Source organism: Collinsella aerofaciens, assembly GCF_028209885.1.
Classification (GTDB): domain Bacteria; phylum Actinomycetota; class Coriobacteriia; order Coriobacteriales; family Coriobacteriaceae; genus Collinsella; species Collinsella aerofaciens_BA.
The window spans coordinates 25734-39150 of sequence record NZ_JAQLEM010000007.1 but is presented as its reverse complement, the minus strand read 5'-3'; the positions used below and the strand labels follow the sequence as shown (position 1 = coordinate 39150).

The 13417-nt window shown below is 61.4% G+C and carries 11 protein-coding genes and 1 tRNA gene; 3 read left to right on the top strand and 9 right to left on the bottom strand.

Features of this window, described 5'->3' with window-relative positions:
* Positions 1 to 23: 23 nt before the first annotated feature.
* Both PMX21_RS02935 and PMX21_RS02930 read right to left on the bottom strand, forming a co-directional pair.
* Positions 24 to 881 carry a MurR/RpiR family transcriptional regulator gene (locus PMX21_RS02935; RefSeq protein ID WP_006235773.1) on the bottom strand — a complete coding sequence of 286 codons (858 nt, stop codon included), beginning with the start codon at positions 879 to 881 and terminating at the stop codon, positions 24 to 26.
* 588 nt (positions 882 to 1469) lie between these two features.
* Positions 1470 to 1546 (bottom strand) — tRNA-Met (locus PMX21_RS02930).
* Between the two features lie 197 nt (positions 1547 to 1743).
* Here PMX21_RS02930 and PMX21_RS02925 point away from each other — a divergent pair.
* A complete protein-coding gene (locus tag PMX21_RS02925) occupies positions 1744 to 2517 on the top strand; it encodes a type III pantothenate kinase (RefSeq protein WP_271757957.1) in 774 nt (257 codons plus the stop codon).
* 105 nt (positions 2518 to 2622) lie between these two features.
* On the opposite strand, the gene PMX21_RS02920 is transcribed toward PMX21_RS02925, so the two are convergent.
* From PMX21_RS02920 to PMX21_RS02905, 4 genes are all read right to left on the bottom strand, one after another.
* Positions 2623 to 3819, bottom strand: coding sequence for an ATP-binding protein (locus PMX21_RS02920; protein WP_271757955.1), 1197 nt, complete (start codon positions 3817 to 3819; stop codon positions 2623 to 2625).
* Between the two features lie 252 nt (positions 3820 to 4071).
* Complete coding sequence (locus tag PMX21_RS02915) at positions 4072 to 4773, bottom strand: hypothetical protein (RefSeq protein WP_271757953.1); 702 nt, start codon at positions 4771 to 4773, stop codon at positions 4072 to 4074.
* A complete protein-coding gene (folP, locus tag PMX21_RS02910) occupies positions 4774 to 6516 on the bottom strand; it encodes a dihydropteroate synthase (protein WP_271757951.1) in 1743 nt (580 codons plus the stop codon). It lies immediately after the preceding gene.
* Positions 6517 to 6611: 95 nt separating this feature from the next.
* A complete protein-coding gene (locus PMX21_RS02905; protein ID WP_271757949.1) occupies positions 6612 to 7364 on the bottom strand; it encodes an NAD-dependent protein deacylase in 753 nt (250 codons plus the stop codon).
* Between the two features lie 113 nt (positions 7365 to 7477).
* Between PMX21_RS02905 and PMX21_RS02900 the strand changes: the two genes are divergently transcribed.
* Positions 7478 to 8296: an exodeoxyribonuclease III gene (locus tag PMX21_RS02900; RefSeq protein WP_271757947.1), complete on the top strand. Its 819-nt coding sequence runs from the start codon at positions 7478 to 7480 to the stop codon at positions 8294 to 8296.
* Positions 8297 to 8444: 148 nt separating this feature from the next.
* Here the strand turns inward: PMX21_RS02900 and PMX21_RS02895 are convergent, their stop codons facing one another.
* From PMX21_RS02895 to PMX21_RS02885, 3 genes are read right to left on the bottom strand one after another with little or no spacing between them, the layout of a single operon-like run.
* On the bottom strand, positions 8445 to 9158 hold the full coding sequence (locus PMX21_RS02895; protein WP_271757944.1) for a DUF6580 family putative transport protein: 714 nt from the start codon (positions 9156 to 9158) through the stop codon (positions 8445 to 8447).
* 4 nt (positions 9159 to 9162) lie between these two features.
* A complete protein-coding gene (locus PMX21_RS02890) occupies positions 9163 to 10806 on the bottom strand; it encodes an ABC transporter ATP-binding protein (RefSeq protein ID WP_271757943.1) in 1644 nt (547 codons plus the stop codon).
* The gene (locus PMX21_RS02885) at positions 10806 to 11684 is read right to left on the bottom strand and encodes an energy-coupling factor transporter transmembrane component T (protein WP_271757991.1); all 879 of its coding nucleotides are present in this window, start codon (positions 11682 to 11684) and stop codon (positions 10806 to 10808) included. The genes PMX21_RS02890 and PMX21_RS02885 overlap by 1 nt, the downstream gene beginning before the upstream one ends.
* Positions 11685 to 11890: 206 nt before the next feature.
* Here PMX21_RS02885 and glmU point away from each other — a divergent pair, with 206 nt between their 5' ends.
* Complete coding sequence (glmU, locus tag PMX21_RS02880; RefSeq protein WP_271757941.1) at positions 11891 to 13303, top strand: bifunctional UDP-N-acetylglucosamine diphosphorylase/glucosamine-1-phosphate N-acetyltransferase GlmU; 1413 nt, start codon at positions 11891 to 11893, stop codon at positions 13301 to 13303.
* Positions 13304 to 13417: the final 114 nt, after the last annotated feature.

Sequence of the window (13417 nt, the reverse complement as noted above, 5' to 3'; positions counted from 1 at the left end):
CTTTGGGGTCACCTTTTGTATGACTAAATCTCCGCAAAACTCGTAAAGATGAACGAATCGGCCTCGTGTTTTACACGATAGTTCTCTTGATAATCCTGATTGAATATAAGCGAATAAATAACCTGAAGCGTATACGTGAGCGAGATCATGGAAGAGTAATTGGCAACCTTTCCAATCACGCGCTCTGATTTTGGAATGAGCAAGACAGTGTCGCATTGCCTGGCGAGCGCCGAATCAGAAAACGCCGTGATTAAACACGGCTTGATTCCGCGCTCGGAAAGAGCGGCGGCGTATTTGGAATAATCATAGTGAATGCCGCTGTAGCTTAGGAATAAAAACAGGTCGCCGGGCCTACCGTTCTTAACGTGCAGTGTCTGCAGGCCACCGTCGTCCGCCATGGTGACATGACGATCGAGCTTGAGAAGATTGTTGCGAAAGATACATCCCGCCAGATAGCTTTCCCCTTTAGCAAAGATGTAAATTCGCGGGGCGCTAAGAACTGCCTTGGCGATTATGCTCAATTTGGCGCTATCGAGCTCGATTTTCGTTTGATCTATGACGCCCTTCAGGAGATTTGCAAGGTTGCCCTCGATGGCCTCAATTGAATCGGTACTGCCAAAAGGACGATTGTGATCGACAGTGGCAGCCAGAAGATAGTCTCCGCTTATCTCCTGGATGAGCTGCATGATCAACTCTCGATAGCCGCTTAGGCCCAATTTCTTACAAAAGCGGATGATTGTCGCGTTCGAGGTGTAAGTCTCCTGTGCGAGCTTTGCCATAGTGAGGGTCTTAAGGTCGCCGGTATGATTGAGCAGATAGGTAGCAATGGCTCGGTCGGTTTCATTAAAAGACGCGCTGTTACGCAGGCTGTCAAGAATCATGGTCGCTCCGATCGCTTTAGTTTGCCACTTAATTATGTCATTATCAAAACGACGGGCAGCTCTTCATGCGCTGACTCATGTCCTGCAATCTCTCTTCTGATATTCCGCATGCTTCGGCAACATTATTTGTGCGGAGCGCATCGCTCAAGTCGCAGCGAACAGATACGAAGAAGTTCCATTGCCAGAATTCATTGCCCGCCTTGAGACGCAGAGACGGCCTCCGAACAAGCTACATGCGGACTTGAGACAGCATAGCGCTCGCCCGTCGGCATCCTACAACCCGTATCCCCCACTCCCCTGTTTCCGTGTTGAGAGCAATAGACGGGGTTCCAAGGGGACTCGTCCCTTTGGCGCGCAAGGTCCGGGGATGGCGCGGTCCATCCCCGGCACTATTATTAGCTAAGGACCGCCGAAACTCCTCCCAATTGGAGTTTATCGGTCGATAAGTCAAGCCGACCGGCCCGCGATTATCAATGGTTTATTTGCTTCACATAATAAATTGACTCAGGATTCACCCGCAATTCACCCGCAAAGTAAACCGATAAAGAAAAAGCTCGGAAGCAATTTTGCTTCCGAGCTGCAAGTTCTTGGTCGCGGGGGCAGGATTTGAACCTACGACCTCCGGGTTATGAGCCCGGCGAGCTACCAGACTGCTCCACCCCGCAATGTCTGGGCGCCTCATGTGCGCAAAAAAGAATATTACGCGGGAGTTCGGTAAACGGCAAGGAAAATCTCGTAGAGCATAATTCCTTCATATTTAAAACCCCTCAGCCCCTATCACTGTAAACGAATCGCGGCCGAGCGCCGTCGACGGCGCGTATACAATGGTGCGCGTCCTTTTATGCCAACACCGGGAGTAGACATGCTGCTCGCTATCGATATGGGAAACACGCAGACGGCCATGGGCCTGTTTGACGGAGACGAGCTGGTGCAGTCGTGGCGCATGCCCACCGACCGCTCCTATACCGCCGACGAGATCCATGTGCGCCTGATGGGCTTCTTTAAGATGTACGGCCTCTCGCTCGACGCGGTCGACGCGGTCGCCTTCGCCGGCGTGGTGCCGCAGCTCTCGCGCGAGTGGCACACTGTGGCCGACCGCATTGCCGCGGACGCCATCGTTATCGGGCCGCAGACGGCCGCGGTGACCAAGCTGCGCGCGGCGCGTCCCCAGGCCGTAGGCGCCGATCGCGTCGCTAACGCCGTTGCGGCCGAGACCTTCTACGGCGCGCCGGCAATCGTGGTGGACTTTGGCACCGCGACCAATATCGACGTCATCGATGAGGACGGTTATTACATTGGCGGAGCGATCGCGCCGGGCATTCGCATCTCCATGGACGCGCTTGCCGCCCGTGCCGCCAAGCTCGCCAGCGTGCCGCTCGAGGCGCCCGAGCACGCCATCGGCCGCGATACCGAGGAGTGCATCAAGGTCGGCGCCGTGATGGGCGCCGCGGCCATGGCCGAGGGCCTGGTCGCGCGCATGAAGCGCGAGCTGGGCCGCGAGGATGCCACCGTTATCGCCACGGGCGGTCTCGCCAGTATCGTCGCCGATTCGACCGATGCCTTCGACGTGGTCGACGGACAGCTCACCATCAAGGGTATCTGCGAAATCTACCGCCGCATGCAGGAGCTGGGATAGAGCAGGGGCTTAAGTCGAGCACGAACGCGAGCGGCGAACTAGGCAACGCATCGGTCCTATTCCTCAAAATCGAAAATTTATCAGTTTTGAGGAATAGGCTTTCTGCTACGCCTCGCCGCATAGCCACCTCGCCAGGTCCACGATCTGCACCCCATTGCGGTCCGTGGCCTCGTGATGCGTTCGGGCGAGAATCATCTTGGGGTACGCGTCGCCAATGCTCAGCAGTGGCGAAATCTCGCGTTCAAATGTCTTATCCGAGCTGATGTCGTCGCTCACCTGAATGTAGAGCTTCTCGCTTCGCTTGATTGCTATAAAGTCAATTTCCTTTTTATAGAGCACACCGACGTATACCTCGTATCCGCGGCGCAGCAGCTCGATGGCCACCATGTTCTCGTATACGCGTCCCCAATCCATATCACGTGTACCGAGCAGTGCGTATTTGAACGCGTGGTCTGCCAGGTAATATTTCTCGCCGCTCTTAAGGTATTTTTTGCCGCGAATGTCGTACCGACGAACTTTATAGAAGGCAAACGCATCGCACAGGTACCCCATGTACGTGCCGACCGTCTTGTTCGTAATCTTTAGCCCATCCGCATTTAATGCATCAGTAATGTTGCGTGCCGACGTAATGTTGGAAACGTTGTCCATCATGTAATCGGCAATGCGCAGCAGCGCCGATTCGTTTCTCACGTTATACCGCTGCACGATATCCCTCACGATGAGCGTTTTGAAGACATTGGAGAGATATTGATAGCGCTGCTCCTGCAGTGGATAAGGGTAAGAGCCGGACATACCGCCGGTTCTCGCGTACTCATCGAAGTCGCGGTCGACATCGCCCTCGTCGCCATAGAGACGATACTCCTCAAACGAGAATGGGAAAACCTCGATCTCGAACGTACGCCCCGTAAAGAGCGTCGACAGATCGCTCGACAGCAAAAAGGCGTTCGATCCGGTAATGAAAATGTCGTACTGCTCGGATGCATGGAGGCTGTTGATCGCGCGTTCAAAGCCGTCGCACATCTGAACCTCATCGATAAGCAGGAAGTTTTGCTTGTCGGACGCTCGATGCTCTTTTACATAGGCGAGCAGGGCATGATATTCGAGCAGGTCCTCGAACTCGTCGAGGTTGTAATTGATATGGATGACATTCGAATTGGACAGATTTGCCTCCACGTAATCGCGGAGGGCCTCGAGCAATTTTGACTTACCGCCACGGCGAATGCCCGTTATGACCTTGATGTCCGGCACGCCAATAAGGCTCGTCAACATGTCCATGTATGACGTTCTATTGATGAGTTTCATTGGCGCCTCCCTGCGGTCTTTTATCGCTATTCCTCAAAAACGAAAATTTTTCAGTTTCGAGGAATAGGCTCTGCAACGAATATACCTCGCAAAAGCCCGAGCTGGCTTAATTCTATTCCTCAAAATCGAAAAATTTTCAGTTTTGAGGAATAGGGCGCTGGCAACCCATTCCCCAGATAGGCGAAACCCTCCCCGGCACAGGCCGAGGAGGGTCTTGTTGCCATCGTTGTCTTTGAGCGCTGGCGCCTCGCGCTACAGCCCGCGAATCCGTACGGCCTCGGGCGGAAACTCCTGCTCGCCGGCATCGGTCTTGATGGTCGCGCGGCCCCAGATGTCCAGGCCCGCAAACACACCGACCGCAAGCGGCAAGCCGTTGGGCGACACCGCCGCAACTTGGCGACCGAGCAGCGGCACCATGTCGAAGTACTCGCCCAGCACGGGGGCCAGCGGACCGGCAGCACCCTGTGGTGTGTTGGCGACAACCGCCCAGGCATCCACGCGGGTCAACACGGCGGCGGCCAGCGCCTCGACCAGCGCTTCGTCAGCCATATCCACGCCAAGCTCGCTCAGTGCCGAACGCTCAATATCCACCGTCACGGCACCGAACATGCCCGCGGCACCGGCACCGCCGTTGGCGGCGACGCGCGCGAGCGACGTCTCAAACGCGGGCGCGCCGCACACGATGTCACTCGGCCACTGGATGCCCACTTTGCCGGCAAGCCCCAGACCCGGCGTTGCGGCCGTGCCCGCGAGCGCGTCCATCATACCCATTGCGGCCACAAACGGCAGGCCGTGGAAGGCGTGCATGTTCACATCGGGGCGCACGACCAGCGAAAACATCAGCGATGCATCGCCCGCGCTCCACGCGCACCAGCCCGCGGACATGCCCTCGCGGCCCGCGTCGCGCGCCGCGTCGAGCTCGGTGCCAGCGGCAACAGCATTCATCTCGATCATCTACATACGCCCCAATTCGCCCACGATATGGCCCACGCGGTCCTCGGGCTCCTTGACCTCGACGCCGTTGTAGCGGAAGAACCGAGCCGGGTCGTGCATCAGGTCCTCGAGCGGCACCAGCACAAAATCGCGTTCGCCGATCAGCGGATGCGGCAGGCGCAGCTTTTTGCCGCCGTGGGTCTCGCCGTCCATCCACAGCAGGTCCAGGTCGATGGTGCGCGGACCGTTGGCCTTGGCCTTTTTGGAGCGGTCGCGCCCCAGCTCGGCCTCGATCTTCATGAGCTCGTCGAGCAGCACCAGCGGCGCAAGCTCGGTCTTGATCTCGATGACGGCGTTGGCAAACGCGTCCTGGCGCGTCTCGTAGGCAGGCTCGCTCTCGTAAATCTTGGAGGAGTTAGACACGCAGGTGAGTGGAATCTCGGCGATCATCTCGCGTGCGGCGCGGAGGTTGTCGCAGCGATGCCCCAGGTTGGAGCCCACGGCCACAAACGCGCGGCGCGGCTGTGGCTTGGCAACCGCCCAGTAGCCGTTTAGGAACTGCGCAAAACCCGCGGCGTCGTGCACGCGCACGATGTTGGCACCGGCCTGGATGGCGCCCAGGCACACGCCAAACGTAGCGGCATCGCGCTCGGCGGCCTCGGTCACGCCCGAGACGGCGCCCACAAAGCGCTTGCGCGACACGGCGCACATGAGCGGATAGCCCAGTGACGCCATCTTGGCAGTCTCGCGCTGGATGACGATGTCCTCGTTAGCCGACTTACCAAAGCCCGGGCCAGGATCGATGCAGATGCGGTCGCGCGACACGCCGGCATGGATGAGCGTGCGGGCCTGGTCGGACAGAAAGCCCATAACGCGGCGCATGATGGGCGCCGAATCGGGCAGGGTAAAGCGGCGGAGCTGCGAGGTGGGCACGTAGGCTTCCTCGCGGCGGGCGCTGCGGCGCATCATGGCGGCCAGGCGGTCATTGGACTCCGATGCGGCCTCGGTGGCTGCGGACGCGGCCTCGGGCGCGGGCGCAACGGTCTCGGCGGCAGCAGTCTGCTCGGCGGCCGGCGTCTCCTGCTCGCTTGCAGGCTCGGACGTGGACTCCGGTTCGCCAAACGGCAACGAGGGCTGCACCACGCCGCCCGGAAGCTTGGCCTCCGGCTTAGGATCGCCCAGCAACTTGCCGCGACGGCGACGGGCCGGCTTCTCGGCCTCGCGCGCGGCCTCGGCAGCCGCTTCGCGTGCCTTCTCGGCAACAAACGCCGCAGCCGAGGTATCGAGCTGCACCGTTGCGTGCGTGCGGGCGGGCGCGGCGACCTCGCCGGCATGCATCACGATGACGCCGCAGGTACTCGTCTTAACAAACTCGACCATCTTGGGATCGGTGAAGCCGGTCACGTCGTTGACGATCGAGGCGCCGCAGCGCACGGCCGCCTTGGCAACCGCCACATGACGCGTGTCGATCGAGACGATGGCGCCCTCCTTGGCCAGCGCGCGCACTACGGGCAGCACGCGGCGAGCCTCCTCGTCGGGGTTGACCGGAGTAAAACCAGGGCGCGTGGACTCGCCGCCCACGTCGATGATGTCGGCGCCGGCGTCGAGCATCGCCAGGCCGTACTCGATGGCGGCATCGGGGTCGAAGTGCTCCCCGCCATCGCTAAACGAATCGGGCGTCACGTTGAGGACGCCCATGATGCGCGGACGGTCAAAGCTGAGCTCGTACTTTCCGCACCGCCATGTCTTGCTGTCGTTCGCCATGAACATCCTCCTAAAATGCCCACGCCGCCGAGCTTGGGGAGCTGGCGGCGGGGTCGCTTTGCACTCAGTCTTTCTATTGTATCCGCGCGCGCGGGCTAGAACGCAAACGCGGCCGCGATGTCGCAAGAAATCAGCAGGTCGGCATTTGCATCCTGATCGGTGGGAGCAAGATTGCAAATGGCCAGCGTATCGCCGGTAAAGTAACGCGTAAGGCCCGCCGCCGGATACACCACGAGCGAGGTCCCGCCCACGATGAGGGCATCGGCCGCGGCGATGGCGGCAACGGCACCGGTCAACACATGCTCGTCGAGCGGCTCCTCGTAGAGCACCACATCGGGCTTAATGCGCCCGCCGCACGCGGGGCACACGGGCACGCCCGCGGCGTCCTCGTGCTCGCGCGAGCAAATCCACTCGGCGCTATAGACCGCGCCGCACGACTGGCAAATGTTGCGATGGACCGATCCGTGCAGCTCGAACACGCGCTGTGAGCCGGCCATCTGATGCAGGCCGTCAATGTTTTGCGTCACCACGGCATTTAGCTTGCCGGCGCGCTCCAGCTCGGCCAGCTTGGTGTGGCAGCGGTTGGGCTTGGCGCCAAGCGCGATCATCTTGGTGCGGTAGAAGTCGAAGAACTCGGCCGGGTGCACCTCGTAAAAGCTATGCGAGAGCATGGTCTCGGGCGGGTAGGCAAACTGTTGGTGATATAGGCCGTCCACGCTGCGGAAATCGGGGATGCCACTCGCCGTGGAAACGCCCGCGCCGCCAAAGAAGACCACGCACTTGTGGGTGCCGAACAGCTCCGCCAGCGCGGCGGAGGCCTGTTTGGAGTCCGTTATCGCCTGCGTCATATATGTCCTCCGTCCGTGTCTCCGGGACGGCGGCGTTCGCACTATCACTCGCGGACTCCGCCCCGCTCTTGTTGCGTTAATCTTAAGCCTGCCAACCCCGTCGAAAGGACACCATGCCTCAGACTTACACTTTCGCCTCGTGGAACGTCAACGGCCTGCGCGCCGTGCTCAAAAAGGACCCGAGCTTTATCCAGATCGCGCAAGAACTCGACGTCGATATCCTGGCGCTGCAAGAGACCAAGCTGCAGGAGGGCCAGGTCGATATCGACCTGCCCGGCTATCACCAAACCTGGAGCTACGCCGAGCGCAAGGGCTACTCGGGCACCGCGGTCTTTAGCCGCCAGGAACCGCTGCGCGTACTGCGCGCCGATGCGCTGCTGCCCTACGCCGGCGAGGGCGAGGCGGCCGAGCTCGTCGCCCAAGCCGCGACCGAGGGCCGCGTCTGCGCGCTGGAGTTCGACAAGTTCTGGTTTGTGGATGTCTACACTCCCAACGCGCAAAACGAACTCGCCCGCATCGACGTGCGCATGGCCTGGGACGATGCCTACCGCGGCTTTTTGAGCGCGCTTGAGCGCGAGACCGGCAAGCCCGTGGTGACCTGTGGCGACTTTAACGTGGCGCACGAGGAGATCGACCTTAAGAACCCCAAGTCCAACCGCGGCAACGCCGGCTTTTCGGACGAGGAACGCGGCAAGTTTACCGAGCTGCTCAACGCCGGCTTCACCGATACCTGGCGCGCGGCAAACCCCGACGTCGAGGGCATCTACAGCTGGTGGAGCTACCGCTTTAATGCCCGCAAGAACAACGCCGGCTGGCGCATCGACTACTTCCTGGTAAGTGATTCAATCGCCGCCAACGTTCGCGACACCGGTATCCGTGGCGATATCTTCGGCAGCGACCACTGCCCCGTCACCCTCACGCTAAAGCTCTAGCCCCAAGTAATTCCTGGGGGACAGAGGAAAACAGATCATGTGACCCCTCTCCCCCTATAAGTTGCGGTGGAATAGTTCCTGTTTGGGCAGCAAATAGCCAAAAACGAGAACTATTCCACCGCAAGTTCGTGAGGGAACGCGAAATGCCTTACAGCCCGTATTTCACGACGACACGGTTAATGCGACGGCACCAGGGCTTGTACAAGGCGGCCAAAAACACGCATGTCGCGAGTCCGTGCGTAATATCGAACGGCACTGCCGTGGCAAGACGTGCCACGGCACCCGCCCAAGTAAGCGGCTGTACAAACCCAATGATGTCATACGCGTTGATCACGACGCCATAGAGCAGGCCCGACGCAAAGCCGTACGCCAGCAGCGCCGGCATGCGCACGGTGCCGTCGGCGCGGTCGAACGCGCCCGCATACGCCAGCGCACCGCCAACGTATCCCACGAGCCCCCAGGCATACATCTGCCACGGCGTCCACATGCCCTGTCCAAAAAAGAAATTGCTGGTCAGCGCCGCCAGCGCGCCAACCATAAAACCATTGCGGCGACCAAGCGTCGCCCCCGCGATAATGGCGATGGCGCTCACCGGTTTAAAGTCGGGAATGGGCCCAAACAGGATGCGCCCCGCCGCCGCCAGCGCCGCCAGCACCAGCGTGGGCATAATCTGGCGCAAACCCGGACGAGATGCCTCGTAACCCGCAAAGAACAGCGCAAGCACCAACGCCACCACAACCAGCATGGCCAACGCTGCCTGCTCAACACCCGCCAGCAACGCGGCGGCCATCACCGCCGGCACCGCCAACAACAGCGGGATCTCCAGTTTTGCAAGCAAACGCGAGAAACGACAGTCCGTCATCCCATCACGCCCTATAGAACACGTTGTCGGCAAAGAAGTCGGCCGGCGGCTCCATGCAGGCAATCTCGCCGTCAAACATCATGGCGACGTCGTCGGCTACCTGCTCGGCAAAGTCCAAATCGTGCGTAGCCATGATGACGGTGCCGCCAGCCTTCGCATGGTCACGCAGGGCGCGGGCGATGATGCGGCGGCTGAACAGGTCTAGACCCTTGGTGGGCTCATCGAGCAATAGCAGTTCGGGGCCGATTAGCAGCAGTTTTGCCAATGCAAGCAGTTGACGCTGCCCGCCCGAAAGATCGTACGGATGGCGTCCATCCAGACCCGACAACCCCAAGCTCGCCGCACGCTCCCGCGCCAAGTTCTCGTCATATCCGCAGGTTGAGGCCCATTCCATCAGCTCATCGCGAACCGTCTCGGCAACCAGCAATGCTTTGGGATTCTGAGGCAGCAGCGCCGCCGAGGCCGCTCCGCGCACCATGCGGCCGCGCTGCAGCTTGGCGGTCTTCGCCAGCACCGAAAGCATCGTCGACTTACCGCATCCGTTGCCGCCCACGATCGCATGCACCGCACCGGCCGAAAACGACGCATCGAGCCCGCGCAGCACCCAGCCGGACGCTCGATCGTAGCGAAACCAGCCTTCCGACAGGGTGGTAGCCGACCCGCCGTGCATTTTTTGGAGTATTCTGCTTCCATCCGTGCGCGAGAAGGCTTCCAAGCCGTTCTCGAGCGACGTTTGCGCCACAAATTCGGACGATTTGTCCAATTCCAAACTTTTTTTCGCGCTCGATACGTCCCCGGGCGGCTCCAGAGAGCCCAAATTGTCCTCACGCCTGCTGAATACTCCGTTTTTTGCACATCGGATGGCACCCCACCCCAACGTGTCATCGGAAAACAGCGATTCTCGGCATACCAAAGAAGCCATATCCGCCGCCTCGTGCACGCGGCCATCCTCAATCCGGTACGCACACGTCGCGTATTCGAGCATTGGGCGCGGCTGATGCGTCGCCACAACAACCGTGCAGCCCAGCTCGCGATTCACACGAAACAGCGCGTGCAGGAAATTCTTCTCGGCAACGGGATCGAGCTGAGACGTGGGCTCGTCGAGCAGCAGCACGCGCGGGCGCAGCGCCAGGACGGCGGCAAGCGACAGCAGCTGCTTGCGGCCACCCGAAAGCGTATCGGTATCACGATGAAGCCAGTCCTCCAGACCAAAGAAATAGCTGGTCTCGGCAACACGGCGGCGCATCTCGTCGCGCGACACACCCAGATTCTCTAGGCCAAACGCCATCTCGTGCCACACGGTTTCGCACACGATCTGGTTCTCGGGATCCTGGAACACATAGCCCACGCGCTCCGCCGATGCCCGCACGTCCATGTCGGCAACGTTCTCGCCCAGCACGCTCAGTTCGCCAGTGCGCTCGCCCGCCGGAGCGATCTCGGGCTTGAGCAGCGACAGCAGCGTCGACTTACCCGATCCGGTACCGCCAACAAGCAGCGCAAATGCACCTTGGGGAACAGACCAGTCGAGCCCCTCGAGCACCGCAGCATCAGCATCGGGGTAGGCAAAGCTCAGGCTCCGCACCTCAATCGCCGGCGCGGCCGAGCCATATGCCACACCCGCCGCCGAGCTCCTATCCAACCGAGCCATCAGCCAAACCTCTTCTCATCAATCGCGTGCGACGCGCAAGGCAGCATCATCCAGGCAGCGTACACGACATAGCCCAGCCACGGCGCCGGCACCGAGAGCTGCGGATAAAACGAATACCGTGTCGTCGCGGTCGCCGCCACGGCCACCGCGGCAGCACCAAACAGCGCGAGCCCGACCAGCGCGGCAGCGTCGCCGCGCCCTAGCCGATACCGCGCGTACGTCGTGCGACGCGTCGCGGCGCCCCACCCGCGCGAGCGCATGGCGTCGGCGCGCTCAAGCGAATCTTCCATGCCCCAGCCCATCAGTACGCTCGATGCCCGCAGGCGCGATCGCACGGGATCGGTGGGCGCACGCCCCGGCACATCGATCGCGTCCTGTACCGCCAGCACCGTGCGGCCGCGGCGCAAAAACTGTGGGATAAGCCGCATGCACATCGAGATCATGAGCGCGATCACCGGCGCGGCGTTGCCCAACAGTGCGAGCACCTTGTCGTATTCGAGCATCGACGCCGCGGCCTCAAACCACAGCACGCTCGCCACAAACAGCCCGCCCATGCACAGGCCGTAAACCATGCTCTCCAGATACACCGCGCGCATGCCAATACGAAACACCTCCGTCGAGCCCGAGGCGCTAAACAGCGGATTGAGCACCGCGATGATCAAAATCACCGGCAGCTGCCAGCGAAGCGCCCCCAACGTGCGCGCAGCACCGCGCGTCGCAAACCCGTACGCCAACCCGCCCGCAAGCGACAGCGCGATCAGCACCGGCTGCATCGAGAACATGGTGAGCCCCAGCGTCAACACAATATAGAGTGCCGGCACCGCCGGATGCGACATCGAAAATGCCGCGACGGGTCCGTTGCCCGATTCCTCTCGCATGATATCCACGGGCACCCCCATCCCCTCGCTCAAAACGTCAACGCCGCAGCGCCGCCGCCATACACAACCAGCGCAAACACTGCGTCAGCGTCACCGACATCGGCCGTCGCGCATCAATCGTTACGCGCTCATCATATGCCTGCGGTATCATATTGCGCCGTGTATCGTTTCCAAACACACGTCTCTATAACGTAACAGGAGATCACATGGACGCAACCGCAATTATCCTCGCTGCCGGCGAGGGCACCCGCATGAAGTCGAACCACTGCAAGGTTTCGCACAAGATCCTGGGCAAGCCCATGGTCCAGTGGATCGTCGACGCCACCATCAAGGCCGGCTGCAGCCGCGTCGTGGTCGTCATCGGCAGCCACGCCGACGAGATGCGCGCCCTCATCGACGGCGCCTACGCCAGCAGCGCCACCAAGGTCGAGTGCGTCGAGCAGACCGAGCGCCTGGGCACCGGTCACGCCGTGAAGGTCGCGCTCGAGGCCTGCGGCATCACGCAAGGCCCCGTCGTCGTGCTCAACGGCGACCTGCCGCTCATCACCGCCGACACCGTCGCCAAGTTCGCGCAGACCGTCGCCACCGGCGAGCTCGCCTGCACCGTCATGACCATGACCCCGCCCGACCCCTTCGGCTACGGCCGCATCAAGCTGGGCGCCGACGGCCAGATCGAGCGCATCATCGAGCAGAAGGACTGCACGCCCGAGCAGGCCGCCACGCTGCTGGAGTGCAACGCCGGCTGCTACGCCTTCGACGGCGCGCAGCTCGCCGCCCACATCAACGAGATCGGCAACGACAACGCGCAGTCCGAGTACTATCTGCCCGACATGCTCGAGATCCTCAAAGGCCACGGCCAGGCAGTCTCCATCTTCCACTGCGATGACTACCGCGACGGCCTGGGCGTCAACAGCCGCATCCAGCTCGCACAGCTCACCGCCATCGCGCGCGACCGCATCAACGAGCACTGGATGGCCGAGGGCGTCACGTTCATCGATCCCACGCAGGCCTGGATCGGCCCCGACGCCGTTATCGGCCGTGACACCGTCGTGTGGCCGCAGACGCACCTGATCGGCCACGTCACCGTGGGCGAGGAGTGCCAGCTTGGCCCCAACAGCCGCCTCACCGACACCACCGTCGGCAGCGGCTGCGTCATCGATGAGACTATCGCCATCGAGGCCGTCATCGAGAACGGCGTCGACTGCGGCCCGCGCGCCTACCTGCGCCCGGGCACCCACATGCTCGACGGCTCCAAGGCCGGCACGCACGTGGAGATCAAGAAGTCCACGATCGGCGAGGGCTCCAAGGTGCCGCACCTGTCCTACATCGGCGACACCACCATGGGCTCCGGCGTCAACGTGGGCGCGGGCTCTATCACCTGCAACTACGACGGCGTTCACAAGCACAAGACCGTCATCGGCAAGGACGCCTTCATCGGTTCCGACACCATGATGGTCGCGCCCGCCCAGATTGGCGACGGTGCACTCGTGGCCGCCGGCTCCGTCATCACCGAGCCGGTCCCGGCCGACGCACTCGGTCTGGGCCGCGCCCGTCAGGTAAATATCGAGGGCTGGGCCGCCGATTATCGCCGCCGCCTGCACGAGGACGACGAAGCATAACGTTTTACCAAGCATCTAAGGAGCTGTTCCCATGGGGGCGGCTCCTTTTTCTATCGTGACCTGCGCAACCGGATGAGTGGTCGGTTCGTGTCCGTTGACGGTAAAGACGTTATC

Bases quoted from the DNA above. Each gene is read 5' to 3' on its own strand.
- PMX21_RS02905 (WP_271757949.1), bottom strand. From the start codon at position 7,364: ATGACGCAGGCGATAACGGACTCCAAACAGGCCTCCGCCGCGCTGGCG.
- PMX21_RS02900 (WP_271757947.1), top strand. From the start codon at position 7,478: ATGCCTCAGACTTACACTTTCGCCTCGTGGAACGTCAACGGCCTGCGC.
- folP (WP_271757951.1), bottom strand. From the start codon at position 6,516: ATGGCGAACGACAGCAAGACATGGCGGTGCGGAAAGTACGAGCTCAGC.
- PMX21_RS02925 (WP_271757957.1), top strand. From the start codon at position 1,744: ATGCTGCTCGCTATCGATATGGGAAACACGCAGACGGCCATGGGCCTG.
- PMX21_RS02915 (WP_271757953.1), bottom strand. From the start codon at position 4,773: ATGATCGAGATGAATGCTGTTGCCGCTGGCACCGAGCTCGACGCGGCG.
- PMX21_RS02935 (WP_006235773.1), bottom strand. From the start codon at position 881: ATGATTCTTGACAGCCTGCGTAACAGCGCGTCTTTTAATGAAACCGAC.
- PMX21_RS02920 (WP_271757955.1), bottom strand. From the start codon at position 3,819: ATGAAACTCATCAATAGAACGTCATACATGGACATGTTGACGAGCCTT.
- glmU (WP_271757941.1), top strand. From the start codon at position 11,891: ATGGACGCAACCGCAATTATCCTCGCTGCCGGCGAGGGCACCCGCATG.
- PMX21_RS02885 (WP_271757991.1), bottom strand. From the start codon at position 11,684: ATGCGAGAGGAATCGGGCAACGGACCCGTCGCGGCATTTTCGATGTCG.
- PMX21_RS02895 (WP_271757944.1), bottom strand. From the start codon at position 9,158: ATGACGGACTGTCGTTTCTCGCGTTTGCTTGCAAAACTGGAGATCCCG.
- PMX21_RS02890 (WP_271757943.1), bottom strand. From the start codon at position 10,806: ATGGCTCGGTTGGATAGGAGCTCGGCGGCGGGTGTGGCATATGGCTCG.